Raw genomic sequence first — 23,857 nt, forward strand, 5'->3', positions numbered from 1 at the left:
AGGCCGAGGGCCCGCCCGTTGCGACCACCCATGGTCGAGGCCGAGGGCCTGTTCAGCGACACCGCTCATCGTTGAAGTCGGGGTGCCCGCCCAATGACGCCCCTCATCGTTGAAGTCGACAGCGTGACCAAACGCCACGGTCGGGTCGAGGCCCTGCGCGGGGTCGACCTGGCCGTCGAGCCCGGCGAGCTGCTCGCCATCGTCGGCCCGTCCGGCTCGGGCAAGTCCACGCTGCTCCACCTGATCGGCACGCTGGACCGGCCGTCGTCGGGCACCGTACGCGTCGCCGGACACGACGTGTCCGCTCCGGGTTCCGGGCGCCGGGCCGACCGGAGGCTGTCGGCGCTGCGCGCCGCGTACCTCGGCTTCGTCTTCCAGCGATTCCACCTCGCCGCCGGTACGTCCGCCCTCGACAACGTCGCCGACGGGCTGCTGTACACGGGCATGGCCCCGCGTCTCCGCCGCGAACGCGCCCGCGCAGCCCTGGAACGCGTCGGCCTCGGCCACCGCCTGGGCCACCGGCCGCACCAGTTGTCCGGTGGCGAGCAGCAGCGGGTCGCGATCGCCCGTGCGGTGGCGGGTGACCCTCCGCTGCTCCTGGCCGACGAGCCGACCGGCAGCCTCGACTCGGCCTCGGGCTCCGAGGTCCTGGCCGTACTCCGCGATCTGCACGTTCGGGGGACGACGGTCGTCCTCATCACGCACGATCCCGAGATCGCCGAGTGGTGCCCGCGCCGCGTACGGATGCGCGACGGCCGCGTCACCGCCGACGACGGAACCGGCACGGGGCATCGCCGCGTCGCCGCGCTGACGAAGGACGAACCACGTTGACGGCACCGCTCGCCCCGGCCCGGCTCCGCCCCCGCGATGTCTCGCGCACCGGCGCGTCAGGGCTGCGCTCCCGGCCTGCCCGCGTCGCGCTGTCGGCACTGGGAATCGCGATCGGCATCGCCACCATGGTCGCGGTCATCGGCATCTCGGCGTCCGGTCAGGAACGGCTGCTGCGGCAGCTCGACCGGCTCGGCACCAACCTGCTCCGTGTCAAGGCGGCCGAGACGATCAGCGGGGGTGCGACGACGCTCCCGGTCGACGCGGCCGCGATGGTGGGCCGGATCGGCCCCGTCACGACCGTGAGCGCGACCGGCGACCTGTCCGCGTCCGTCCGCCGCACCGACCGCATCCCCCGCGAGGAGACCGGCGGCATCACGGTCGAGGCCACCACCTTGGAACTGCTCCACACGCTCGGCGGGCGGGTTCGTACCGGCACCTGGCTCAACGAGGCGACCGCCCGCTACCCGGCCGTCGTCCTCGGCGCGGTGTCGGCGGAACGACTCGGCGTCGACCGCATCGGCATGCCCGTCTGGGTCGAGAACCGCTGGTTCACCGTCATCGGCATCCTCGATCCGCTCCCCCTCGCCCCCGAGATCGACCGCGCCGCCCTGGTCGGTTTCGCGGCGGGCCACACGTATCTCGGCTTCGACGGCCACCCGACGACGATCTACGAACGCTCCCCCGACAGCGCGGTCGACGCCGTACGGGACGTGCTCCCGCGCACGGTGAACCCGGAGAATCCGGAGCAGGTCGCTGTATCGCGCCCCTCGGACGCGCTCGCCGCCCGCGCGGCCGCCGCCGGAACGTTCACGACGCTGCTGCTCGGCCTGGGCGCGGTGGCGCTGCTGGTCGGCGGCGTGGGCGTCGCCAACACGATGGTCATCTCGGTGCTGGAGCGTCGGGGTGAGATCGGCCTGCGGCGTTCCCTGGGTGCGACCCGTGCCCAGATCCGCACCCAGTTCCTCGCCGAGTCGCTGATCCTGTCGGCCCTCGGCGGCATGGCGGGCCTGGTCATCGGCACGACCGTCACGATCGCCTACGCGACCTGGCAGGGCTGGCCACCGACCGTCCCCGCCTGGGCCCCAGGCGGCGCCTTCGCCGCAACCCTGGTCGTCGGCATGCTCGCCGGCCTCTACCCCGCCGTCCGCGCAGCCCGCCTCCCGCCGACCGTCGCCCTCACGACCGAGTGACCGTCAGGCACCGCCTTGGCCGATTACGGCGACCTCGACGCACTGCCCGCCGTCATGCCCGCTGCGGATGCTCTTGCGCCAGAGGAGGGCGGCCTCGACGCACTCGCCGCCTTCCTCACCGCTACGGCTGCTGCGACGCCAATCCACCAGGACTGAGCTCATCGGAGACTCCTGGTTATGCATCGGACCGGTTGTCGTGGCCGAGGACTGCGATCTCGACACAGGTACCGCCCTCCTGACCGCTACGGGTGCTCTTTCGCCAGTCGAGGGAGGGGAAATCCATCACGGCTTACGTCCCTTCCATCAGGGCTCGGATCAGATCGGCCGACGCCACTGCGGACAGAGCCGCGGATCTGATCAGGTCGAACATCACCTTAAGTCCCTCGATCGCCTTGCGCTGCTCGATCAGAGGGCCATGGCCATTAACGGCCTCGGCGTACCCCAGGTCGGGCGCTTCATCGAAGCTGAAGATAGTGAAGCCACCAGACGGGTAAACGGGTGCATCGTCCGGCAGGACATGGATCGTGATGTTGGGCCGCTCGGCCAGCTCAAGCAGCCGCGCGTATTGCTCGCGCATGACATCGGGACCACCAACGACCCGCCGAAGCGCCGACTCGGAGATGACGAAGACCAGCCAGGGCGCATCCTCGCGATCGAGAATCTCTTGCCGGGCCAGCCGGGCGGCCACGAGCTGCTCCAGCTTGTCGTCTGGCTGTCCGGCACGCAGTACCTCTCGTGCGTACGCCTCGGTCTGCAGCAGCCCTGTGATCAGCAGCGGGTCGAAGAGGCGGATGGACGATGCGCGGGCCTCGGCGGCTACGTAGTCGCGGAACCAGCTGGGGGTCTGTTCGCGGCGGACGTGCCACCAGAGCTCCTCGAAGTAGGCGTCGAGGCCGAAGAGATCGTCGAAGCCCTTGGACATCTCCGGGGTGGTCGGCCGCTTGGCGGTCTCGATGTGACCGATCATCTGTCCGGTCACACCAAAACGCGCTCCTAATGCATCTTGGGACAGATTGGCCTTTTTCCGGTAATGCCGGAGGCGATAGCCGTACTGTGCGATCGCCGATATCCGCGGATCGAGTTCTCGTTCCCGTCCCATCGGTTTGACCTCCGCTTTCGCGCGTTGGCATCTGTAGGGATGAAACCGTATCGACGGTAACCGCGACAAGACACGCTGAGAAACCGAATCCCTTCAGCGACCTGCGAGGGATAGGAGAAATCGTCGACCGCGGAGGAAGTCTCGTGATCGAATCGCGTCTTCCGTATGAAATCTCTCTCAGCCCGAATGCGGCAGCGGCCCCCTGCGCCCGCCTCGTGCTCAAGGACCGGCTAAAGGAATGGGGCCTGACCGAGCTGCTGGAGGACGCGAGCACCGTCACGGGTGAGCTGGTCGCCAACGCCGCCAGTCTCGGTCAGGACTTCGCCGTCCGGCTGATCCCCGAAGCCGGTGCACTGCTCATCGAAGTGGTGGACTCATCGCCGAACGAACCCCAGATCAAGGACGCGTTCGGAGACTCCGACGCGGAGGACGGGCGAGGCCTGCTGATCGTCGACGCCCTCGCGGCTGGCTGGGGCGTCCGCCGTGAGAACGGACAAAAAGTCGTCTGGGCCCGGATCGTCCCGTGAGAGCCGAGGGCATCGAGGCGGAGCTGCTCGGCCTCCAGCGAGCACATCCGGGCTGGCTGATCCTCTTCGGCGCCTATACGCGCCGCTATGTGGCGCACGGCTACATGCTCGACCGACCGGGCCTCTGGATCACCGCCGGGAATTCTACAGAGCTGCATCGCCGAATCACTCTGATGGAAAGCACGTACCCATGCCCGCCCCCATAGGCATTTACCCGGATGGAACAGACACTTCCTCCTCCCGACTGGGCAGTCACGTTCCAGCCTGTCTACTCAGCCGAGAATTTTTTCGTCTGAGTAGACACCTTCAGAGAAGCACCATCGCCGTTCGGGCCAGCCCATGAGCCCCAGGATGAGGTAGATGTTGCGGGCCCCGTCCGGGCGCGGCGTCTAACCGTCGTCCGACGCGACGACCGCCTGTGAGAAGTCGCCGTCGCGAAGCGCCTTCCTGGGAATGAGGAAGTGCAGCGAACCTCCCTCGGGAAACTCCCACTCGCCGAGGTTGCTGGAGAGCCGGAGAAGGTGGGTGTACTCGCCCCGGAGGTCCGGGAGCGGATCACCCGGCTGTACCCATGGCGGCCAGCCGAAGGCCTGGTCGACGCCGCCCGATCCCGGGTAGTGCTCGCCCGGAAAGTCTCCGGCGAACAACTCGGTCACCTGCTCGCTCGGGTCGCAGATGCTCGTGAGGTCAGGGCCCGGGTCGAGTCCGAAACCTTCGATGAAATCGTCCAGCGTCGCGCCCCACCACGCGTCGGGTAGGGACAGGCACGGTTCGGCGTGCAGCGGGACGATCGCGAAGGCGTCATCGTCGGGCGGCCTGACCGGGGCGGCTCTCGTCGGGTCCGCGGGGACGACCCGGCAGACTTGGCGATGGTCGATGCCGAAGAAGTTGAGCAGACCGGGCCGTACGGGCAGTTCGTCCCCGAGCCGTGGCGCGAGTTCGTCGGTGTCGAGCACGGCGAACAGGCTGAGCGGGAGGTCGTCGTCGTGCGGCCACGGCGTTCCCGGGTCCAGGAGGGCCGGGCCGACCAGGCGGCTGCCTCCCGCCGCCGGACGGGACTCACCGGCCGGGCTGAGACGAAATCCCGGTCTGGCCAGCGCGGCGAGCTGAGATCCCAGATGCTCGCCGAGGAACTCCACGCACACCGAGCGAATGACGGCGGCTTCCGACTGGTGATCCATTCGCCACATCCCAGCACACGCCCCAGGCAAGGGCACTCATCCTGGGATGATCAGGATGGTCGCGTCGGCAGGGTCGCCCGCCGGGACGACGGCCCGTAGCACGGCGTCCTGCGCGGCCAGGGTCACGCGCCATGAACCGTCGGATCGCTGCGAAGTGCCGGTCACGCGGAGGGTTTCCAGACTGTAGTCCAAGGTGATCGCGCCGGCGATGGCGGCGTCAATGGCCTCCTCCTCGCTGAGCGACTCACCGGCGCCCGCTCCGCGGCTTCGCCAGCGATCCCGTACGGACTGGAAAAGCCTTGAGGTGGTCCGTGCCACGACGGAGTCGGCCCGGTTGCCGATGATCCCGCCAATGCCGGCGGCGGCCAGGTAGGAAGCCACCCGGACGGTCAGCTCCACGACGTCGGGGGCCGGCGTCGCGGGCGCGTAGTCGGCGTCCTCGGTCTCAGGCACGGTGGGTTCGGACACGACGGGCAGGGGTTCGGTGGGTGCCGGGTCGGGCGCGCCGACCGCCTTCGCCCACAGATCGAAGACTCGGGGCTGGTCCTCGTCGTCCGGCCGCCACCCGTGGCTACCGGTGATCCCGCACAGCAGGTCATGGAGCATCAGCGACTGCTCGGGCAGCACATCTCCCCGCAGGTACGCCCCGACCTCCGACCATGACAAGGGAAAGGACAACCGGTGGGTTCTTCGGGCGATCTGGTCCACGCTCGGCGACCCGTGCGTGACCCAGATCCGCCGCAGACAGGCCACGTACGCCGCCGCAGCCTCGGTGTGTTCGGCCATGAGGTCCTTTCAGAGCTTCCTCAGGCACATGGTCAGGCCGCTCCAGTCCAGCTTGCTGTCGTACTGCTCGGACCAGTCGTTGACGGATCGCGAGCAGTCGCGAGGAGGATCGCGGTAGAGCAACGTGAAGTAGGTCTTGAAGTGGTTGTCGCTGTTGAAGGACGCGCGTACCCGCATGAGGCCGCACGGCATCGTGAACCACTTCACATTCTGATAGTCGACTTTCCTGTCGTGCACGGGAAACTCCTGGGCGACGCAGTCGCCGGTCTGGGCTTTGCGTATGTCGTCCGTGAAGAGGGAACTCTCCACGCTCACCAACCCCATGACCAGCGAAGCGAGAAGGAGGAGTACGAAAGACAGGAGACCGATCCGTACTGGGCGAGGAAGCGGCGCGGACGGCGGGTTCGCCCCGGGCGCGCCGACGACCGCGATCACGGAACCGGTGCGGGCGGACTGGCCCACGCGACGGCGGATGCCGTACAGGACGCCCTTGGCCGGTGAGGTGATCACGGTGTTGCCGCGGACCGAGCGGACCTCGAGCAGTGGATCGTCCACGCCGACCTTGTCGCCCACCTGCTTGTGCCAGCGGATGACGGTCGCTCTCCGTGCGCCGGCGGTCTTCCCCGGCAGCCACGGCAGATTCACGAACGTGATGCCTCCGCCGGGCTTGCGCGCACGCGCCTGAACAGGAGGCAGGTTGTCGGCGGTGATGACGGCGACCGTCGCCCCCACCTTTGCGCTCTCCCCGGTGGCCACGGTGATCTCCAGCAGCGTGCCCGCATCCGGGGCGCGGACTTCGACGTTGACCATGTCGGTGGTGACCTCGAGCAGTGGTTCGCCGACGAACACCTGGTCGCCTTCCTGTCTGCACCACCGGGTGACGACACCCTCGGTGGCCGACTTGTCCAGCGTGGGCATCGTCACGACGACCCGCCTGCCGGTGTCGGCCGGCACCGCGCGCTGAGCCGCCTGCGCCATTGGGACGGTAGGTATGAGGTTGCCGGTCACCACCCGAGTGGCCGTGTGCGTGATCATCGCGGTGACATCCGACGGGAGCCAGTGCGTGGTGGCCTCGGTCGACGCGACGAACCGGTCGAGGACCTGGGCGAGGCTCGGCCGGTCGGCGGGGTTCTTGGCCAGGCAGGCGGTGGCCAGGTCGGTGAGGTGAGCGGGCAGGCCGGTCAGGTCGGGTTCGTCGTGGACGACGCGGTAGATGACCGCGTCGGGCTGGCCGGTGCCGAACGGGCTGCGACCGGTGAGGGCGAACACCAGCACCGCGCCCAGGGAGAACACATCGCCGGCCGGGCCGACCTGGAGGCCGCGCGCCTGCTCGGGGGACATGAACGGCGGGGTTCCGACCACGACCCGGGACAGGCTGTGCGAGGTGGCGTCGAGCGCGCGGGCGATGCCGAAGTCGATGACCCGGGGACCGTCCTCGGCCAGGATCACGTTGGACGGCTTGAGGTCGCGGTGTACCAGGTCGCAGGCGTGGATCGCGGCGAGCCCTTCGGTCAGGCCCGCCCCCAGAACGCCGATCGCCGCGGGCGGCAGCGGTCCGTACGCCTCCACGGCCTGATAGAGAGAGGGGCCGGGGATGTAGGCGCTGGCCATCCACGGCGGCTCCGCCTCAGGGTCGGCCTGGACCACCTGCGCGGTGTAGAACCCGCCCACCCTGCGCGCGGCAGCGATCTCACTGGCGAACCGGCGACGGAACCCCACGTCGTCGGCCAGCTCGGGCCGCACCACCTTGATCGCGACCGCACGCCCGCCCCGGGAGCGCCCCAGGTACACCTGCCCCATTCCGCCGCCGCCCAGCCGCTCTTCCAGTCGGTACGGCCCCACCTGGCGCGGGTCGTCCTCCCGCAGCGGCTCCATCCGAGATCTGCCCCCTCAGAAGAACGCCCACGTACATCTGAGGTAGATCGTCCCAGGAAACGGCCCTCGCGGGAAGCGAAGTCAGCGGCAGGCCCGCCGGATCATGGCCGACCGGCCTGTTGTCCGAAGGCACCAGCCCGCCAGAGCGTACGGACGTGGTCGATCATCGGCGGTCCGATGGCGCGCAGCCCTTCGAGGTCGTTGTCGGTGAACGCCTTGGTCACCAGCGTGCTGGTCGCCGCGACGATCAGCCGGCAGGCGAACCGGCCCGCCTCATCGGTGACCCCCATCAGGTCGGCGAACGCGGCGACGATGGCGTCCTGCAGATCGCTCCGCCGCCGCATGGCCTCAGGCCCGGCGGCGTACACCTCGATCAGGAACAACCGCGTATAGGCCGGCTCGATGACGAGCGCCTCGAGGTAGGCGGTGAACGCCGCCTCGAACCTCTGCAGCGGATCACCGGCCATCGCCGGACCGGGCACGCCGTGCTCGTCGGCGCCGACCATCTCCAGCAGTCGCTGTACCAGCAGGTCGCCCGCCGTGTCGAAGGCGGCCATGAAACAGTCGATCTTGGAATCGAACACCTGGTAGAAACTCTGCCGCGACACCCCCGACCGCTGGAGTACGTCGGCTACGGAGGTGGCCACGTACCCCTTCTCGGCCATCACCTCCGCCATCGCCGCACACAGTCGGGCCCGCTGGATACGCTCTACTTCTTCCCGCGCCAACGCATAACGCCCCCGGGGCAGCCGACGCGGTGATGACTCAGACACGCGTTCACCATAGATCCCTCGCGTCGGTCGTGGCGTCCGAGAACCGCCGTCGCGCTCGCCACGCTCCGATTCAGCTCCTTGCGGTCGGTGGCCGAGGACAGCAGGGTGAGGACGGTGAAATCGTTGGCGGCGGATCTGGCCGATTCCGATGTCGCGCACCTATATCGGGAAAGGTGCGTCATCAGGGTTCGCGGGGTGGACGACCTACGGGCAGAGGCCCTGGAGGCCGTAGCGGGCAGCACGGCATCGGTGACGTACCGATCCGTGCACGGCGACCTCATTACGGCAACGGAAGAGATCTTCCGGCTACTCGACACGCTTCTTGAAAAGCGGCTGCCGGAAGCGTTCACGCCGCTGGAAGAGCGCGCGCATTGGGAAGACGACGACGAAGAAGCCGGGCCCCTGCCGGCCGGGCCCGGACCGTACGGGTCGGGCATGCGAGCCCTCGGATCCGCCGGGGAGCGGATCACCCTGATCTCGAACGGGAATCTTGATCTGCCCGCCGCGGGGTTCGGGTACGACGACGACGGTCCAGACGATGACGCGCCGCATCCTCGAGAGCCTTGGCAGGAAGTGACCGGCAGCCCTGACCTCCTGCGGACCTGGCTGATCGGCCGGATGCGCTGGACGATGAACGATGGCGACTACAGCGAGTCTCCGCGGACCGAGCAGGAGCGGGCCCGGCTCTCCGCCACACAAGCCGGCCGAGTAGCGCTGGCGGACCGGCTCCTCACCGCGTTCCCGCCGGAACGAAGCCGGTTCTTCGTCGGCGCGCATGCCGGTTGGGATCTTTGGTCTGAGGACTACCTGTCCCGCGACGAGGTGATCGCGTTCGCCTCCGAAGACCACGTGGCGATTCTCTGGCTCGCCCTGTACCGCTACTACGGCTGACCGGCGGTTACGGACGGGCAGTGGTTTGCCGAAGTGGCAACAGGAATCGCGGCGGCGTAACCGTACAGCGGAGGATCGACGCGAGCGCCGGCGTGGTTCGCACTCGGCGCTCGAGGATCAACAGCTTTGGGGGATAGATGTCGCAGTCCACTCCTGCCGCCGCGGTCACACATCGCCTGGTCTCGTCTTCCGCCGGCCGTATCCACCTGGTGGAGCAGGGCTCCGGGCCGCTGGTGCTGCTGGTGCACGGGTTCCCCGAGTCCTGGTACTCCTGGCGCCACCAGTTGCCGGTCCTGGCCGCGGCCGGCTACCGGGCCGTCGCCGTCGACGTCCGTGGCTATGGCCGCTCCTCCAAGCCCGAGGACGTGGCCGCGTACCGGATGCTGGAGCTGGTCGAGGACAACGTCGCCGTGGTGCACGCACTGGGCGAGGAGACGGCCGTGATCGTGGGCCACGACTGGGGCGCGCCCATCGCCGCCAACTCCGCTCTGGTCCGGCCTGAGGTCTTCCGGGCGGTCGGCTTGCTGAGCGTGCCGTACGCCCCGCGCGGCGGGCCGCGGCCCAGCGAGATCTTCGCGCGGATGGGCGGCGACGAGGAGTTCTACGTCAGCTACTTCCAGGCGCCCGGCCGGGCCGAGGCCGAGATCGAACCGGACGTCCGCGGCTGGCTCGCCGGCATCTACGCCGCCCTGTCCGCCGACACCATGCCATCCGCCGACGCCCCGGACCCGCACTTCGTCTCCAAGGGCGGGACGATGCGCGACCGCTTCCCCGCCGACCGGCTGCCCGCCTGGCTCAGCGAGGACGCTCTTGATGTCTACGCAGGGGAATTCGAACGGACCGGCATGAGCGGGGCTCTCAACCGCTACCGGAACATGGACCGGGACTGGGAAGACCTCGCCGACTTCGAGGGTGCCCCCATCACCCAGCCGTCCCTGTTCATCGGCGGCGCGCTGGACGCCTCCACCACCTGGATGGCCGACGCCATCAAGGCCTACCCCACCACCATGCCCGGCCTGATCGCCTCGCATCTACTCGACGACTGCGGCCACTGGATCCAGCAGGAGCGCCGAAAGGAGGTCAACGAGATCCTGACCGGCTGGCTCGCCTCCCTGCCCGCCTGACTCACTCGGCGCGCTCGCCGCAAGACCCCACGATCACTCCAATACGCATTGATATCCGAGGCGGGCTGACTACTATGAGTGGTGCGTGGCCCACTCGGGGTCATGAAGTGAGGCCGGGTTAACCTCCGCAGGTGGTGGCCCGGCCTTCGCGGTTCTCGCGGTCAACACTGCGCTTCGCAGCCCGTGGATTCAAGCAAGGGCGCAACCAGTCCTCGCAACGGATTGCGGTCGAGCACGCCCATCGCGGAACTGCAATAGTGGCGCGTCCTGCAACGCTTCACCGGCCGCCGCGAACTTCTCCGCGAGACCATCAACGCCATCGCCGGCCTGGTCTCCGACAAGTCCGCCGGACTCACCTGGTAACCCCAAGTCACGCACCATCAACTACTGTGCACAGGGTCGTAAGGGTGGAGGGCTTTTCGTTGGCCTGTGGCGGCGGACCGTACGATCGTGTCGAGGAGTCGGTGGCGCTTGACGGCGTGGGTGAAGTCCGGGGCGACGGCCGTTCCGTGGACGAGGTCGTCCCGAATCGCGGCGTAGGCGTGCACCAGCGTGTGGATCACTGTTCCGGCCAGGGCGGGGTAGTCGTCGTAGCCGCTGGGCAGCGTGACCTTCGTAGGCCGACCGCCGCTGCGTGTGCCACACACCGTGACCGGACCGACGTGCGGGAACTCAGCGGCGGTAATCTCGAGTCTCCCCTCCGTGCCGTCGATGATCAGAGAGAACCCTGCACCCGATGCCGCGCCTCCACGGTGGTGGACGGATAGGATCGCCCCGCCCGCCACGGTGCCCGAGATCGCGATCTGGTCCTCGGCGGTCATCGGAACGACCTGCCCGGTGCGCCCGAGGGGAACCTGGCGGCGCCGGGTCGCGGTCGTAGCAACCACTTCCTGAAGCTCGCCGACGACCATCGACACCAGGTCGATCGCGTGCCCGAACGCGATGGTCAGCATCGTGGCCCCGAGCTTGCGGTCGAGCGTGTAGACCATGTTCTGAGACACCGGAGTGCCCCATTCGGTCGAAGACGCCACGACGGTGGCGGAGAGCACTTCCCCCACGAATCCTTCGGACACGAGGTCGGCCAGCCAGCGGAAGGTAGGCGAGGAGCGTCCCTGAAGACCGACGAAGGTGCGCGTCGTCCCGGCGGCACGCTCCATCTCCTCGGCCTCGCGCAGGTCGACGGCGAGCGGCCACTCGGAGAGCACCGGCACTCCCGCCTTCAGCACGGGCAACACGAGTTCGCGATGCTGAGGCACTTTGACGGCGACAACAACGAGGTCGACGTTCTCGTCGCCGGCGAGCTGCTCGACCGACGTGTACGCGGGTACGCCATACGCCGCTCCCGCGGCCTGGGCCGAGGCTTCGGAGCTCGCCGCCAGCGCGCGAAGCTCGATCCCGTCGACGGCGCTCAGCGCGGGCAGGTGAGCCCCGGCCGCCCAGCCTCCCGTGGCGCTCAGGCCGACGATGCCGACGCCGATCGGCTTACGGGGGTCAGGCACCGAGCTGCCGCCTCAGGGTCTCGGCGTCGTGCAGGGCCGTCATGTGTACGAACCGCCCGTCACGAACCTGATAGATGGCGTACTCGACGATCTCGAACGAGGCGCCGGTGGGAGCCACGCCGAGCCACTCCTTGGCGGGCGTGCCCGTGTTGGTCAGACGGGCGGCCAGGCGATCACCATCGACCGCGATCTCCCGGGGCTCCCAGTGGAAGTCCGGGACCGCGTCGATGTCGCCGTTCAGCACAGCGATGACCTGGTCCCGACTGCCCGGCTCGCCGTTCAGGGTGGTCTCGTCGTTGATGAACTCGTCCATGCGGTAGATCTCGTGGGCGTTGAGCGCCCCGATGTAGCGCAGGTAGAACTCGCGCAGGTCGGTGTCGGACATGATCCCCTTCTTCGGCCCCCGGAGCGGAGGTCATGCTCGGTGTTTCGCGACGGCCCTTGACGGTTTCGTCGCGGTGATCGTCGGCAGGGGGAGGAACCACTGCTCGAAACTTCTGTCCCGGACGGTACCGAAGTTTTGCCGCACCGTCACGGCCCTGATGCGGGGAGAATGTCTCACCGGGGCGAGCGAAGGGGTGCAGCCGCTATGCAGGCCAGCCGAGCAACGCCGTGTCGACGATCTCATCGAGCTCCGCAGGACCGAGGCCGTTGGCGGCCTGCACTGCGATGCCGAAACCCATCGTCATGATGAACCGGGCAAGACGCCGAGGGTCGGCGTTGCGCGGAAGATCACCCTCGTTGACGGCGCGCCGGAAGCGCTCCTCAAGGCGGACCCCCGCGTCGTTGCGCCAGTCGACAAGCAGGTCGTGGACGGCCCGGCTCTCGTCGCTCGACGCCAGCGCACCCTGCACGGTCAGACACCCGGAGGGGCCGCCGGGAGGGGTCGTGGTGCAGACCGCTCCGCGGAGGAACGCCAAGGCCACAGCCCGTGCGGTGGGCTCCTCCAGGGCGCGCGTGGCGTAGGCGGCCGGCCCCGCGCCGTAGCGCTGGAGGGCCTTGCGGAACAACTGCTCCTTGTTGCCGAAGGCCGCATACATGCTCGTCTTGGTGATCCCCATGGCGCCGGTCAGTTCAGTGAGGCTTGCACCTTCGTAACCTCGCGCCCAGAACACCCGCATCGCGCGTTCCAGCGCCTGGTCGATGTCGAATCCTCGAGGCCGACCCATGACGGCCCTACGGGAGTCACCCATGCCACAAGGGTACCCCTCGGTACAGATCTACGCGGACCAGCAGTTTCGTCCTACCCAGGTGGCGAACGCAGTTCAGTACCGGCCGGTCTTGATGTGCTACAGTTCTGCACCGATCGGTACTTAACTAATGGGAAGGGAAGCCCGCGCCATGAAAACCATTTCGCTCGGCAGCCTCAAGGTCTCGCGCATCGGTCTCGGAGCCATGGGAATGTCGGCGTTCTACACCGGCGCCGGCCAGTTCGACGACGAGTCGATCCGCACGATCCACCGCGCTCTGGACCTCGGGGTCACCCATATCGACACCGCTGAGGGGTACGGCCCCTTCATCAACGAGGGGCTGGTCGGCCGGGCCGTGCAGGGGCACCGAGACGAGGTCGTGCTGGCGACCAAGTTCGGACTGATCTCCCACACCGGTGGCTCGGCTCCGGACAGCACCCCGGCCAACATCCGCCTGGCCGTGGAGGGATCACTGAAGCGCCTGGGTACTGACTACATCGACCTCTACTACCAGCACCGGGTGGACCCCGGCACGCCCATCGAAGAGACCGTTGGCGCGCTGGCCGAACTGGTGGCCGAAGGCAAGATCCGCCACATCGGCCTGTCGGAGGCCGGCCCCGCCACGATCCGCCGCGCTCACGCCGTGCATCCGGTCACCGCGGTCCAGTCCGAATACTCGCTGTGGACCCGCGACCCGGAGGCCGAGATCCTGCCCGTCCTGCGCGAACTGGGTATCGGCTTCGTGCCGTACTCCCCGCTTGGCCGCGGCTTCCTGACCGGCAACATCCGCTCCCTGAACGATCTTGACGCCGACGACTGGCGCCGCACCAACCACCGCTTCGCCGACGGCAACCTGGAACGCAACCTGCGAATCGTCGACGAGGTCCTGGCCGTAGCCGCCGAGATCGACACCACGCCCGCACAGGTCGCCTTGGCCTGGCTGCTCGCCCAGGGTGACGACATCGCGCCCATCCCCGGCACCAAGCGAGTCGCCCGGCTGGAGGAGAACGCCGCCGCCGACCACATCGAGCTCACTGCCAGCCACGTCGCCCGCCTGAACGACCTGCCCCCGGCCTCCGGCCAGCGCTACGACGCGGACAACATGGCCGCCATCGACCGCTGATCGAAGACGTACCATCACGCACGCCGCGGGTCGGCATCCGGGCGAAGAGTGTCGCATTCCCAATCGTGGCACCCGGCGCGCTCGTCGCTCGGGGGATCCAGGACGGCGAGGGTGAGCCTCGCCAGGCGTGCCGGGTCGGCGATGATGTCGTACTCAGCGACGCGGTCCCCCTCCGTCCTGATCGTGAGGGCGAGGAGCAGTCGGCCGCGCGGGGCGATCACGGCGCCGACCCGGCCGTCGATCAGGGCCGGGTCCGCCTCCTTCGCGCGGCGGCCGAAGACCAGCGTCTCGCGGGCCACCGTGTCCGCGCCGCGCGCGACCGTCTCCCGGCCCGGTGTCAGCACCATGGGGTCGGCTCGGCGTACGACGTCCGGGGCCAGGACGGCGAGCAGGGCGTGCAGGTCGCCGCTTCGGGCGGCGGCGAGGAAGGCCTCGACGACGCGCCGCTGCCGGCCGAGCTCCGCGTCCGGGACCGGGCCGGTGCCGCGTACCCGGTGCCGTGCCCGGCTGGCGAGCTTCTTGGCCGCGACCGGGGTGCGCTCGACGATGGGGGCGATCTGGTCGAACGGGACGGCGAACAGGTCGTGCAGCACGAAGGCGACGCGTTCGGCGGGCGGGAGCCGGTCCAGTACCACGAGCATCGCGCGGCCGACCGACTCGATGAGGACCGCCTCCTGCTCGGGGTCGTCGCCCCCCGCCAGGGCGGGCACCTGCCACCCGAGCGGGTCCTCCCGGCGTGACGTGCGCGTGCGCAGCATGTCGAGGCAGAGCCGGGACACCACCGTACGGAGCCAGGCCTCCAGATTCTCAATGCCGCCGAGGTCGGTGCGGCTGAGGCGGAGCCAGGTCTCCTGGACCGCGTCGTCCGCCTCGCTCAGGGAGCCCAGCATCCGGTAGGCCACCGCGCGCAACTGCTCGCGGTGCGCCTCGAACCGCTCGGCCAACTCATCGTGCTCACCCATCGGTCACCTTTCACCATCGCGCTCCGTCTGTCTCGTGCCACCGATCAGCGAGCGACGAGGGAGAAAGGTCAATGATCCGACAGGAGCAGATTAGCGAGTGGGGCGGGGACCGGGCGTTGCTGCGGCCGGTGACGCTCGGAGACCTCTGGCTGCCGAACCGGGTCGTCATGGCGCCGCTGACACGGTGCCGCGCGGCCAACGAGGACCTGGCGCCGACGGACCTGCACGCCGCCTACTACGGCCAGCGGGCCGGAGCCGGTCTGATCATCGCCGAGGGCACCTGGACGAGCGAGCGGGCGATCGGCTGCTACCCGAACGTCCCCGGCGTCTACGACGAGCGGCAGGTCGCCGCGTGGAGCCGGGTCACGCGGGTCGTTCACGCCCTGGGCGGCCGCATCGTCCTGCAGCTCTGGCACGCCGGAGTCCAGCGGGAGATGACCCTCGCGGACGTCGAGCGCACGATCGCGGATTACGGTGCCGCGTCCGAGAACGCCCGCCGGGCCGGGTTCGACGGGGTCGAGATCGCCGCCAACGGAACGCACCTGATCGCGCAGTTCCTCAATGCCCGGCTCAACCGGCGGACCGACGGATACGGCACCCGCCGGGACCGCCTGCTCCTCGAGGTCGTCGACGCGGTGACGGCGGCGTGGGACGGACGGTGTGTCGGTGTACGGCTGTCGCCGTACTGGACCGTCGACGACGAGCCCTCCGCCGACCGGCGGGGCGGCGACTACCCCTGGACCGCCGACGACCGGACGCTGGCGGACTACGACGCCCTCGTGGCCGAGCTGAACGGACGCCCGCTCGCGTACCTGCACCTCCGCGGCCCGGTGCCCAGCGGTCCCGGTCCCGACCTCGACGTGTTCGCCCGGTACCGCAAGCTCTTCGGCGGGCCGCTGATCGCCAATCACGGCTTCGACCGGGAGACGGGTGACGCGATCGTCGAGGCGGGGATCGCCGACGCGGTGTCCTTCGCCCGGCTCTTCATCGCCAATCCCGACCTGGTCGGCCGGTTCGCGCTGGGGCACGCGACGGCCGGCAGCGACCGGGACACCCACTACTCCGGCGGGGCGCGCGGTTACGTCGACTACCCGGTCTGGCCGTTGTGAGTGCCGGCGACGCGCTCGACCTGAATCACACGGCAGCCGCGGTCAGGCGATTGCTGTAGCGGGCGAGCATGTTGGTATAGGACGTTTCGGGCAACAGCCGACCGATCAGCGGCGGGATGCGCCAGTTGGCGGGATTGCGCCTGGCCATCCGGGAGACCAGAGATATGCGCGGGTAACGCGCCTCCTCGTAGGAACGCAGCCGTACCGCCGGATCGCCGCCGTCGTCGGCGAGCAGGCGGCCGAGCACCCACGCGTCCTCGAGGGTCTGGTTGGCGCCCTGCCCCAGGGTGGGTGGCATGGTGTGGGCGGCGTCGCCGACAAGGGTGATGCGGCCCTCCCCCCACACTCGGCGGACCTTGTTCCAGTGGTGCCCGAAGAAGTCGAGGTCGTCCTCGGAGGCGGCGGCGAGCACCTCGGGCACGGGTGACGCCCACCCCCCGAACCTGCGCCTCAGCTCGGTCAGCGGGGCGGCGGGCCGTTCGTCGGTGGGCGACCAGCGCACGTCGAACCACCACTGCAGCAGGCCGCCCCCGGCGGGCATGAGCCCGCATGCGCCCTCTCGTCCTGTGATCATCAGGCTGCGGTGAGAGTGGGTGAGGTCGATGTCGATGGGACTGAGGCCCTGCCATGTACCGAAGGTCGCCGGCTGGACGGCGCCGTCGCCCCACAGGCGGCGTCGCACCGCTGAGTGGTGGCCGTCGGCTCCGATGAGGATGTCTCCCGTGGCGGTCGATCCGTCGGTGAAGGTCATCGTCACCCGGTCGTCGTCCTGGGTCACGGTCTCGCAGGTCTTGGCGTAGTGGATTAGGCCGTCGGGCAGTCCGTCGGCCAGACGCTCCAAAAGGAGACCCCGAGAGACCGTCCTGGTCTCGAAGCCGTACCGCTCGGCCGCGTGAGCGATGTTCGCGCCGGCGCGCAGCCGGCCGCGGGCGGTGAGCGAGTCGATCCTGTCGATGCGGGCACCGACACCGTCCAGGCTGATACCGAGATCGTGCAGTACGGCGGTGCCGTTGCTGAAGATGCTCAGCGCCGCACCGCCGGTCCGCCAGGCCGGAGCCTGCTCGTAGACCCGCACCTGGTGCCCGGCGGCCAGCAGCACGCGCGCGACGGCCAGGCCGCCCACTCCGCCGCCGGCGATGATGATCTCCATATCCCCTCCGATTCGAAGTATCTCCGATTTGAAGATACATCGCCGGGGAGTAGGTTGAGCAGGTGGGTCCCAAGCATCCGGACGAGGCCGTCTTCCGCGAGTTCCTGATCGCGGTCCTCCTGCACAACGAGGCGGTCGCCGACCGGCTCGGCCTGCAGCCGGTCGACGTCGCCGCCGCCATCCTGCTGGAGACGCGCGGACCACTCGCCGTAGGAGCGATCTCCGAGGAGCTGGGGCTGCCGTCCGCCTCGACGACCCGACTGATCGACAGGCTGGAGAAGGCGGGCTACGTACGGCGAGTGCGTGGAGAGCGTGATCGGCGCACGGTCACCGTCGAGCTGGTCGAGGGCGGCCTGGACGATTACGAGGCCGCGTGCGAGGCATCCGGGCGGCACCTGTGGGCCGTCGGCGCGCACTACGGACCGGAACACGTTCCCTTGCTGCTGGACATGTTCACCCGCGTCACCGAGGCCTACCGATCGGCCACCCAGGAACTACGAGCCGACGCGACCTGAACGCGACTACCCGGCCTGGCCGTCGGGACCGCCGGTGACGCGCTCGGTGTAGTCGGAGCGGGGGGTGGGCCAGCCCTGCGGAGGGGGTGCCTGCCGGGCCAGGCCGATCAGCGTGGAGCGGACGACGCGATCCACCTGGTCGTCCACGGCCTCGGGAGTGTCGAGGCGCATCAGTCCGTGGACGAGCAGGGCGGCGAGACCGTGCACGGCCGCCCAGACGACGAAGTCGGCTCCGGGCCGGGCCGCCGCGGGCAGGTCGCCGGATTCGACCAGGCGGTCGAGTTCCGTGGCGAGGATGCGGTGGGGGTGGGGAGCCGTCGGATCGCCGCCTCCCGTGTTGAACGCCAGCCAGTGCCGGGCCACGGCGGGATCCTCCAGAGCCCAGCGCACGTAGCCGCGCCCGAAGGCGACCAGGCCGTCCCCCTGTGCGCGTTCGACCGCATCGCTCAGGCGTTCGCCGAGCCTGGCGAGGACGCGCTGCGACAGGGCCCCTACGAGCGCGTCGCGCGAGGCGAAGTGGTGGTACGCGGCGCTCGGGCTGACGCCGACGCGAACGCTGACCTCGCGCAGCGACCACCCGTCGACGCCTCGCTCCCGGATCAGGGCCTCGGCGGTGTCGAGGAGGGCGGTACGGAGGTCGCCATGGTGGTACGGACGGTCGGCCATGCCTCGATCTTAATGCCGTTCAGATTGTGTGTTACGTTCGGAGCACGAACTGAACGTTGCTCAGATTGGAGTCCCCCGATGAGCGTTCCCGAGTCCGCGTCGTCCGCGGGTCAAGCTCCTCCCGACCTCGGCTCCGCGCCCGCGCCGATCGTGCGGGGCGAGCCCGTCGTGGTCGCCGACGGTGTGTTCGTGATCCCGGACGGGCGGGTCCCGATCGTCCCCAACGTGGGCATCGTCGTCGGCGAGCGCGCCGTGCTCGTGGTCGATACCGGTGTCGGCCCCCGCAACGGCGCGTACGTGCTCGACCAGGCCCAACGCCTGGCGGACGGCCGGCGGTTGTATCTGACGCTCACGCACTTCCACCCCGAGCACGGGTTCGGCGCGCAGGCGTTCCGCGACTCGGCCACGATCATCTACAACCGGGCACAGCACGAGGAGCTCCGGCGTAAGGGCGCCGCATACCTGGACATGTTCAAGGGCCTGAGCGAGCACATCGCCGCCGAACTGGCGGACGTCGAGTTCGTCGACCCCGACGTCACCTATGAGGGCGAGGCCCGGCTCGACCTCGGCGGGCGTACGGTCGTGCTGCGCGAGTGGGGCCCGGCGCACACCGTGGGCGACCAGACGGTGCTCGTCGACGGCGACGTGCTCTTCGGCGGCGACCTGATCGAGACGCGGATGTTCCCCATCGCGCCCTACATGCCGCCGTACGACACCGACGTGGACTGCGGACGCTGGATCGAGGTCCTCGACGAGCTGCTGGCCATCGACCCGCGGACGGTCGTGCCCGGACACGGAGAGGTCACCGACATCGGGCTCATCCGCGACGTCCGCGACTACCTCGCCCACGTCCGCGAACGCGTCACCGACCTCAAGGCGGCGGGCACCTCCGTCGAGGAGGCCGTGGACCGGCTCGATCAGGAGGCCCGCGCCCGCTGGAGCACCTGGGCCAACCCCGAGTGGATCGGCTTCACCGTCCGGGCGTTCTTCGCCGCCTCCTGACGGCGCTCTCTACCAGCGAGCGCCGCTCGACGCCTCCTGATGCCGACCGTCGTGGCCGGCGGCCAGGTCGCATCGCGGCCACCCGAAGTCGTCCATCCAGTCATCGGGGGCCAGAACGCCGCAGAGTTCGTTCGACGGTGCCTCGTTGTCGGTTTCCACCCGGACAACCTACACAGCGTGGACTCAGGTGGTTCGATGTGGCCGACGGTCTGGGACGGTATCCGGGCGGTCGGCCAGCGCCGCCGCCAGGCGGGCGGCGATGAGCACGCAGAGGAGCTGCGGCAGGGTCTCGGCGAAGAAGTGCGCCCCGGTGTTCTGCGCCGCCTGGAGTCGGAAACCGGCGATCAGGGACACCGTCGCGGCGAGCATGGCCGCCGCCGGGAGCCAGGGAACGGCCGCGCGTGCGCGCCACCTGCCGGGGGCCACGGCGAACACCGTCGCGGCTACCGCCGCCACGGCCAGCGCGGCGACGCCTCCGGTCCAGTACCCGAGGCCGGCGGCCGCTCCGATCGTCAGGACCACGGCGAACGCGCCCCGCTCGCGCACGACCGGCTCCACCTCCTGCCGGGAGCGGGACGGCCACAGCGCGGCGATCACCAGGACGACCAGGAAGTTCAGGCCGAGCAGGACGGCGGCCTGGTAGGGGCGGTCGGGCGCGTACGACAGGCGGACGGTGCCGACCGTCCCCGCCGGGAGCGCCCACGCCTGCCGCCAGCCGTCGATGCGCACCGGGCGCAGCGTCCGGCCGCCGATCGTCGCCCGCCATCCGGCGTTGAAGTTCTCGTTGACCACGAGGTACGAGGCGCGCTGCGCCGAGACCTCGACCTGCCGGTGCTCTGACGTCCACCGTGTCACGGTCACCGGCGAGGATTCGCGGGCCGGAGCGGCGCCGGTCGGGGCCAGCACCGCGGAATCGACGCGGAAGGCGTCGAACGGAACCTGGGCGAGCCGGTCGTCCCCGGCCTTGAGCGTGACCGTACGGCAGGCCTGGAAGCGGACGGAACGGCCCTGGAGGAGGTCCGCGTACGTCGCCGTCGCGCGGGTCGGCACGTCGGCGCCGTTCAGCCGCAGCCTCGGGCCGAAGCCGCATGGGAGGGGGACGCGGGCGTCGGGGAACGTCGCAAACGGCGTCACTCCGGGCACGGTCACGTCCGTCACCTGCGGCAGGCCGGAGAAGCGCAGCGTCAGGCGGCTCGTGCGCATGGGCTTGAACGACAGGCGGCCGGTGCCGTCGAGCGGGACCTCGCGCCACTGGCCGTCGTCCCCTTCCAGGCGGACCTGGGTGAGGTAGGCCGCGCCCGCCGGACGCCGTACGGTGATCCGTCCGACCTCGAGCCTGCGGCCCCACGACAGTGACAGCCAGGGGGCACGGTCCCCGGTCGCGGGCACCCACGTGGTCGCCGGGTCGGCGTCGAACGCCGCGCGCGGCAGCGTCGCGGGCTCCTGGGTCAGCGTCGAGCTCGCCGTGACCTTCAGCCGGGGATCGGTGGAGGTGTACCGCTGGATCAGGCCCGGGTCGGTGAGCGCCGCCGTTCCGGTCAGCTCGGCGGTGCCCGTACGGGCGGCGGTGTCCGTACGGGCCGCGGTGCCCGTACTGGCCCCGGTGCCCGTACTGGCCGCGGTGAGGACGCGGTCGAAGCCGTACGGCTCCTCGTCCCGGCGTTCGAAGAACGGTGAGCAGACCCAGCGGATCGAGCCCCGCATGCAGGCGGGCAGCGCGCCCGGCGACCGGGACATGACCACGGTGGCGCCCGCCGGGACGGTCGGCAGGCGGTACTCGCGGGCCGCGTGCACGCCGTCGACGTGCAGTTCGGAGATGGCGACGCGGGCGGCGGCGGGTACGGCGGGCCGGGCGGTGAGTGAGAGGACGCGGATCCGCAGCCATCGGGTCGTCCCCGCGGGCACGCGGAGGGGCTGGGCGACGGAGGTACGGGCGAGGTGCTGGACGGTCCGGCCGGTCTCGGTCTCCACGGCGATCTCGTCCGGCGGCGGGCCGAGCCGATCGTCCTGGGCGAACGTCGCCGTGACGTTCCGGGGCGTCAGCGGGTGGTCGAAGTCGACGCGCAGCCACTGGCCGACGGGGCCGGTCCAGCCGCCGCTCTCCCACCGCGTCCGCGGGTCGCCGTCCAGGGCGGCGTACGGGAGGGCGCCGGGCTGGTCGAGTTCGGCCGGCGAGGTGACGTCCGACGCGGAGGCGGAGGCCGTGACGTCCTTGATGCCGGTGTAGGCGGCGACCGTCGAGTAGCGGTCCCAGCCGGGTTCGAGGATGTCCCGGCGGGTGGCGGGCACGTTCGCCCGCTCGGCGGTGGTCAGGGTGGGCGAGGTGTGGCCGCGCAGCTCCCCGAAGTCGCGTTCGACCCGGCGCAGGGAGTCGGCGACGACGGGCCGGCCGACGGCATTGGGGTCGTCGTCGCCGAACAGGACGGGCTGGTCTTTGAGGAGGCCGTCGTCGGCCATGGTGAGCAGGGCCTCGGGCGAGCCGTACAGCCGCAGCGCCCGGTCGGCGTCGAGCAGGCCGACCGCGTCATCCGCGCCCTCGACCTCGTAGATCTCGACCGGCGCGTACGGCTGGTCCGGAGAGCTCACCGCGTCATCGGGCAGGGTCGAGCCGGCCGGTACACCGCCGAACCAGGCCACGCGCCGGATGCCGGGTGAGGCGTCCAGAGCTTGATGGACGCGGGCGGGCCACGCGCCGCGCAGATCGTCGCGGCGCAGGTCGTTGCGGACGAGGAGGTACCGGACGCCCATCCGGGCCAGGACCTCGGTCAGGCCCGCCGATCCCTGGCCACTGGTGATCCGCTGGTCGATCGCGTCCATCATCCGGGTGAAGCCCGAGGATCCGGCGGGGACGAGCTGCCGCTCTCCCCAGCGGACGTTCAGCAGCGGTTGGGTGATCTCGTCCATGGGGCGTCCCCACAGGTACTCCCCGAAGCGCGCGCCGGGGACGGCCAGGACGCCCTGGTCGCCGGCTCGGCCGTTCAGCCAGTCGGCGGCGTCGCGCCAGTACTGCGGGACCTTCGGGAAGGCGCCCTCGGCCGTCAGTCCGGTACTCAGCGCGGACAGCATCACCCCCGCCAGGGCGGCCGCCGCTCCGATCGGCGCCCACCGCCGCCGGGAAGGGAACGCGAGCAGGTGCGCGATGCCCAGGGCGAGCGGAAGGCGTACCAGGCCGTCGAACTTGTAGAGGTTGCGGAACGGGGCCAGCGGCCCGTCGATCAGGTCCCGTACGGCCGGGGCGAGCGGGCCCGCGTGCCCGGCGACCATGACGGTCAGGCCGGTCAGCAGGGTGACGATGAGGAAGGTCCGCTCGGGGAGCCGGGCGCGGACGAGCCCGGCCAGCCCGAGCGCGGCGATGAGGCCGGTGCACAGGACGGGTGCCGTCTGGGTCGCGAACGCGTGGCCGAGCGGCCACCAGGCTCGTCCGTCGACCGTGAGGAAGTTCACCCAGCGTTCCGCGCCGCGCAGGACGTCGGCCGGACCGGTCGTCGCGCTCGTCGTCGCGGCCTTCTCGGTGTAGAGCAGCCAGGAGTAGGCGTACCGGCCGAGAAGGAGGAGCGGCACGGACCACCAGGCGGTCGCGCAGCCGACCGCGACCGCCCACCAGGCGAGGATGCGCACACGGAGCAGCCGGGCGTTCTTGGTGCTCCGGGTGAGCACGTACAGGACCGGGACGACGAGCACCGCCAGCGTGGCGGTGCCGTTGATGCCGCCACAGCAGGCGACGGCCAGCCCCGACCGGGCCGCCGCGCGCACCCGCCCCCCGCCGCGCGCGGCGCCGACCAGGGGCACCACCATCCACGGCAGCATGGCGAGGGGCAGATACTCGGAGGAGTTGATGCCGAGGGACGCCAGCCCATGCGGGCCGAGCGCGTACGCGAGCGCGCCGACCAACCGCGTGGCCGACGTACCGATGCCCAGGCGTTCGGCGAGCCGGCGGGCGCCGAGGAACGCGGTGCACAGGAGCGTCGCCAGCCACAGACGCTGAGTGATCCAGGGCGGCATCCCGACGAGATGGCCCAGCACGTAGAACGGCCCCATCGGGAACAGGTAGCCCGACACCTGATTCTGCAGTTGCCCGAACTGCTCGATGTCCCACAGGTGCAGCGCCCGCCCGAGAAAGCCGAGCGGATTCACCGCCATGTCAATCTTGGTATCCGGAACGATCCGACCCGGCCGCGTCGCCGTCGCGAGCAGCGTCAGAAGCGCGCAGCACAGGAAGGTCCGCAGGCGTTCGCGGAGCCGCTCGTCCACGCCGTCCGTCCGGCCGGCCGTGCCCGGGGGCGCCTCCGCCCGGGTCAACGCGGCCATGAGAGCACCCCGATCCGGGTCCGTGGAAGCGGCTCGATCCAGGCCCGTGGGAGCGG

At 70.2% G+C, this 23,857-nt stretch carries 24 protein-coding genes; 9 read left to right on the top strand and 15 right to left on the bottom strand.

The features are described 5' to 3' along the window. Positions 1–93 precede the first annotated feature (93 nt). Positions 94–831 carry an ABC transporter ATP-binding protein gene (locus ACQP2O_RS45830; protein ID WP_433175792.1) on the top strand — a complete coding sequence of 246 codons (738 nt, stop codon included), beginning with the start codon at positions 94–96 and terminating at the stop codon, positions 829–831. Further along, the gene (locus ACQP2O_RS45835) at positions 828–2,021 is read left to right on the top strand and encodes an ABC transporter permease (protein WP_433175794.1); all 1,194 of its coding nucleotides are present in this window, start codon (positions 828–830) and stop codon (positions 2,019–2,021) included. Before ACQP2O_RS45830 ends, ACQP2O_RS45835 begins: the two co-directional genes overlap by 4 nt. Positions 2,022–2,024: 3 nt before the next feature. Here the strand turns inward: ACQP2O_RS45835 and ACQP2O_RS45840 are convergent, their stop codons facing one another. The 3 genes from ACQP2O_RS45840 to ACQP2O_RS45850 are packed head-to-tail and all read right to left on the bottom strand — an operon-like array spanning position 2,025 to position 3,120. Continuing rightward, positions 2,025–2,183: a DUF397 domain-containing protein gene (locus ACQP2O_RS45840; protein ID WP_433175796.1), complete on the bottom strand. Its 159-nt coding sequence runs from the start codon at positions 2,181–2,183 to the stop codon at positions 2,025–2,027. Positions 2,184–2,196: 13 nt separating this feature from the next. Then, a complete protein-coding gene (locus tag ACQP2O_RS45845; RefSeq protein ID WP_433191378.1) occupies positions 2,197–2,304 on the bottom strand; it encodes a DUF397 domain-containing protein in 108 nt (35 codons plus the stop codon). A 6-nt stretch (positions 2,305–2,310) separates the two neighbouring features. Next, complete coding sequence (locus tag ACQP2O_RS45850) at positions 2,311–3,120, bottom strand: helix-turn-helix domain-containing protein (RefSeq protein WP_433175798.1); 810 nt, start codon at positions 3,118–3,120, stop codon at positions 2,311–2,313. Positions 3,121–3,263: 143 nt separating this feature from the next. Between ACQP2O_RS45850 and ACQP2O_RS45855 the strand changes: the two genes are divergently transcribed. Next, on the top strand, positions 3,264–3,647 hold the full coding sequence (locus tag ACQP2O_RS45855; RefSeq protein ID WP_433175800.1) for an ATP-binding protein: 384 nt from the start codon (positions 3,264–3,266) through the stop codon (positions 3,645–3,647). Between the two features lie 389 nt (positions 3,648–4,036). Here the strand turns inward: ACQP2O_RS45855 and ACQP2O_RS45860 are convergent, their stop codons facing one another. The 4 genes from ACQP2O_RS45860 to ACQP2O_RS45875 form a co-directional block, all read right to left on the bottom strand. After that, positions 4,037–4,828, bottom strand: coding sequence for a DUF1963 domain-containing protein (locus ACQP2O_RS45860; RefSeq protein ID WP_433175802.1), 792 nt, complete (start codon positions 4,826–4,828; stop codon positions 4,037–4,039). A gap of 36 nt (positions 4,829–4,864) precedes the next feature. Then, on the bottom strand, positions 4,865–5,614 hold the full coding sequence (locus ACQP2O_RS45865; protein WP_433175804.1) for a hypothetical protein: 750 nt from the start codon (positions 5,612–5,614) through the stop codon (positions 4,865–4,867). Positions 5,615–5,623: 9 nt separating this feature from the next. Continuing rightward, a complete protein-coding gene (locus tag ACQP2O_RS45870) occupies positions 5,624–7,489 on the bottom strand; it encodes a protein kinase domain-containing protein (protein ID WP_433175806.1) in 1,866 nt (621 codons plus the stop codon). A 101-nt stretch (positions 7,490–7,590) separates the two neighbouring features. Beyond that, complete coding sequence (locus ACQP2O_RS45875) at positions 7,591–8,166, bottom strand: TetR/AcrR family transcriptional regulator (protein ID WP_433175808.1); 576 nt, start codon at positions 8,164–8,166, stop codon at positions 7,591–7,593. 183 nt (positions 8,167–8,349) lie between these two features. On the opposite strand from ACQP2O_RS45875, the gene ACQP2O_RS45880 reads away from it, so the two are divergent. Both ACQP2O_RS45880 and ACQP2O_RS45885 read left to right on the top strand, forming a co-directional pair. Further along, complete coding sequence (locus ACQP2O_RS45880; protein WP_433175810.1) at positions 8,350–9,153, top strand: hypothetical protein; 804 nt, start codon at positions 8,350–8,352, stop codon at positions 9,151–9,153. 137 nt (positions 9,154–9,290) lie between these two features. Next, a complete protein-coding gene (locus ACQP2O_RS45885; RefSeq protein WP_433175812.1) occupies positions 9,291–10,277 on the top strand; it encodes an alpha/beta fold hydrolase in 987 nt (328 codons plus the stop codon). A gap of 380 nt (positions 10,278–10,657) precedes the next feature. On the opposite strand, the gene ACQP2O_RS45890 is transcribed toward ACQP2O_RS45885, so the two are convergent. The 3 genes from ACQP2O_RS45890 to ACQP2O_RS45900 form a co-directional block, all read right to left on the bottom strand. Next, entirely contained in the window at positions 10,658–11,776 is a 1,119-nt protein-coding gene (locus ACQP2O_RS45890) for a Gfo/Idh/MocA family protein (protein WP_433175814.1), read from the bottom strand. Beyond that, positions 11,769–12,161 (bottom strand): ester cyclase, encoded by a 393-nt coding sequence (locus ACQP2O_RS45895; protein ID WP_433175816.1) that lies wholly within the window; start codon positions 12,159–12,161, stop codon positions 11,769–11,771. The genes ACQP2O_RS45890 and ACQP2O_RS45895 overlap by 8 nt, the downstream gene beginning before the upstream one ends. Positions 12,162–12,363: 202 nt before the next feature. After that, positions 12,364–12,969: a TetR/AcrR family transcriptional regulator gene (locus ACQP2O_RS45900; protein ID WP_433175818.1), complete on the bottom strand. Its 606-nt coding sequence runs from the start codon at positions 12,967–12,969 to the stop codon at positions 12,364–12,366. A 148-nt stretch (positions 12,970–13,117) separates the two neighbouring features. On the opposite strand from ACQP2O_RS45900, the gene ACQP2O_RS45905 reads away from it, so the two are divergent. Continuing rightward, positions 13,118–14,089, top strand: coding sequence for an aldo/keto reductase (locus ACQP2O_RS45905; protein ID WP_433175820.1), 972 nt, complete (start codon positions 13,118–13,120; stop codon positions 14,087–14,089). Between the two features lie 14 nt (positions 14,090–14,103). Here the strand turns inward: ACQP2O_RS45905 and ACQP2O_RS45910 are convergent, their stop codons facing one another. Beyond that, positions 14,104–15,051 carry a sigma-70 family RNA polymerase sigma factor gene (locus ACQP2O_RS45910; protein WP_433175822.1) on the bottom strand — a complete coding sequence of 316 codons (948 nt, stop codon included), beginning with the start codon at positions 15,049–15,051 and terminating at the stop codon, positions 14,104–14,106. Between the two features lie 71 nt (positions 15,052–15,122). Between ACQP2O_RS45910 and ACQP2O_RS45915 the strand changes: the two genes are divergently transcribed. Beyond that, the gene (locus tag ACQP2O_RS45915; protein ID WP_433175824.1) at positions 15,123–16,160 is read left to right on the top strand and encodes an alkene reductase; all 1,038 of its coding nucleotides are present in this window, start codon (positions 15,123–15,125) and stop codon (positions 16,158–16,160) included. A 25-nt stretch (positions 16,161–16,185) separates the two neighbouring features. Here the strand turns inward: ACQP2O_RS45915 and ACQP2O_RS45920 are convergent, their stop codons facing one another. Continuing rightward, entirely contained in the window at positions 16,186–17,310 is a 1,125-nt protein-coding gene (locus tag ACQP2O_RS45920; protein ID WP_433175826.1) for an FAD-dependent oxidoreductase, read from the bottom strand. Positions 17,311–17,372: 62 nt separating this feature from the next. On the opposite strand from ACQP2O_RS45920, the gene ACQP2O_RS45925 reads away from it, so the two are divergent. Continuing rightward, the gene (locus tag ACQP2O_RS45925; RefSeq protein WP_433175828.1) at positions 17,373–17,825 is read left to right on the top strand and encodes a MarR family winged helix-turn-helix transcriptional regulator; all 453 of its coding nucleotides are present in this window, start codon (positions 17,373–17,375) and stop codon (positions 17,823–17,825) included. A gap of 6 nt (positions 17,826–17,831) precedes the next feature. Here the strand turns inward: ACQP2O_RS45925 and ACQP2O_RS45930 are convergent, their stop codons facing one another. After that, positions 17,832–18,491 carry a TetR/AcrR family transcriptional regulator gene (locus ACQP2O_RS45930; protein WP_433175830.1) on the bottom strand — a complete coding sequence of 220 codons (660 nt, stop codon included), beginning with the start codon at positions 18,489–18,491 and terminating at the stop codon, positions 17,832–17,834. 78 nt (positions 18,492–18,569) lie between these two features. Here ACQP2O_RS45930 and ACQP2O_RS45935 point away from each other — a divergent pair, with 78 nt between their 5' ends. Then, positions 18,570–19,493, top strand: coding sequence for an MBL fold metallo-hydrolase (locus ACQP2O_RS45935; RefSeq protein WP_433175832.1), 924 nt, complete (start codon positions 18,570–18,572; stop codon positions 19,491–19,493). 9 nt (positions 19,494–19,502) lie between these two features. Here ACQP2O_RS45935 and ACQP2O_RS45940 read toward each other — a convergent pair whose 3' ends face one another. Both ACQP2O_RS45940 and ACQP2O_RS45945 read right to left on the bottom strand, forming a co-directional pair. Then, positions 19,503–19,652, bottom strand: coding sequence for a hypothetical protein (locus ACQP2O_RS45940; RefSeq protein ID WP_433175834.1), 150 nt, complete (start codon positions 19,650–19,652; stop codon positions 19,503–19,505). 24 nt (positions 19,653–19,676) lie between these two features. Continuing rightward, positions 19,677–23,801 (bottom strand): alpha-(1->3)-arabinofuranosyltransferase domain-containing protein, encoded by a 4,125-nt coding sequence (locus ACQP2O_RS45945; protein WP_433175837.1) that lies wholly within the window; start codon positions 23,799–23,801, stop codon positions 19,677–19,679. Positions 23,802–23,857 lie beyond the last annotated feature (56 nt).

Origin of the sequence: Actinoallomurus sp. CA-150999 (assembly GCF_050942425.1) — a bacterium.
Classification (GTDB): domain Bacteria; phylum Actinomycetota; class Actinomycetes; order Streptosporangiales; family Streptosporangiaceae; genus Actinoallomurus.

Coding starts and splice junctions, on each gene's coding strand:
- ACQP2O_RS45830 (WP_433175792.1), top strand. CDS start 94: ATGACGCCCCTCATCGTTGAAGTCGACAGCGTGACCAAACGCCACGGT.
- ACQP2O_RS45840 (WP_433175796.1), bottom strand. CDS start 2,183: ATGAGCTCAGTCCTGGTGGATTGGCGTCGCAGCAGCCGTAGCGGTGAG.
- ACQP2O_RS45845 (WP_433191378.1), bottom strand. CDS start 2,304: ATGGATTTCCCCTCCCTCGACTGGCGAAAGAGCACCCGTAGCGGTCAG.
- ACQP2O_RS45850 (WP_433175798.1), bottom strand. CDS start 3,120: ATGGGACGGGAACGAGAACTCGATCCGCGGATATCGGCGATCGCACAG.
- ACQP2O_RS45860 (WP_433175802.1), bottom strand. CDS start 4,828: ATGGATCACCAGTCGGAAGCCGCCGTCATTCGCTCGGTGTGCGTGGAG.
- ACQP2O_RS45865 (WP_433175804.1), bottom strand. CDS start 5,614: ATGGCCGAACACACCGAGGCTGCGGCGGCGTACGTGGCCTGTCTGCGG.
- ACQP2O_RS45870 (WP_433175806.1), bottom strand. CDS start 7,489: ATGGAGCCGCTGCGGGAGGACGACCCGCGCCAGGTGGGGCCGTACCGA.
- ACQP2O_RS45875 (WP_433175808.1), bottom strand. CDS start 8,166: ATGGCGGAGGTGATGGCCGAGAAGGGGTACGTGGCCACCTCCGTAGCC.
- ACQP2O_RS45885 (WP_433175812.1), top strand. CDS start 9,291: ATGTCGCAGTCCACTCCTGCCGCCGCGGTCACACATCGCCTGGTCTCG.
- ACQP2O_RS45895 (WP_433175816.1), bottom strand. CDS start 12,161: ATGTCCGACACCGACCTGCGCGAGTTCTACCTGCGCTACATCGGGGCG.
- ACQP2O_RS45900 (WP_433175818.1), bottom strand. CDS start 12,969: ATGGGTGACTCCCGTAGGGCCGTCATGGGTCGGCCTCGAGGATTCGAC.
- ACQP2O_RS45905 (WP_433175820.1), top strand. CDS start 13,118: ATGAAAACCATTTCGCTCGGCAGCCTCAAGGTCTCGCGCATCGGTCTC.
- ACQP2O_RS45910 (WP_433175822.1), bottom strand. CDS start 15,051: ATGGGTGAGCACGATGAGTTGGCCGAGCGGTTCGAGGCGCACCGCGAG.
- ACQP2O_RS45915 (WP_433175824.1), top strand. CDS start 15,123: ATGATCCGACAGGAGCAGATTAGCGAGTGGGGCGGGGACCGGGCGTTG.
- ACQP2O_RS45920 (WP_433175826.1), bottom strand. CDS start 17,310: ATGGAGATCATCATCGCCGGCGGCGGAGTGGGCGGCCTGGCCGTCGCG.
- ACQP2O_RS45930 (WP_433175830.1), bottom strand. CDS start 18,491: ATGGCCGACCGTCCGTACCACCATGGCGACCTCCGTACCGCCCTCCTC.
- ACQP2O_RS45935 (WP_433175832.1), top strand. CDS start 18,570: ATGAGCGTTCCCGAGTCCGCGTCGTCCGCGGGTCAAGCTCCTCCCGAC.
- ACQP2O_RS45945 (WP_433175837.1), bottom strand. CDS start 23,801: ATGGCCGCGTTGACCCGGGCGGAGGCGCCCCCGGGCACGGCCGGCCGG.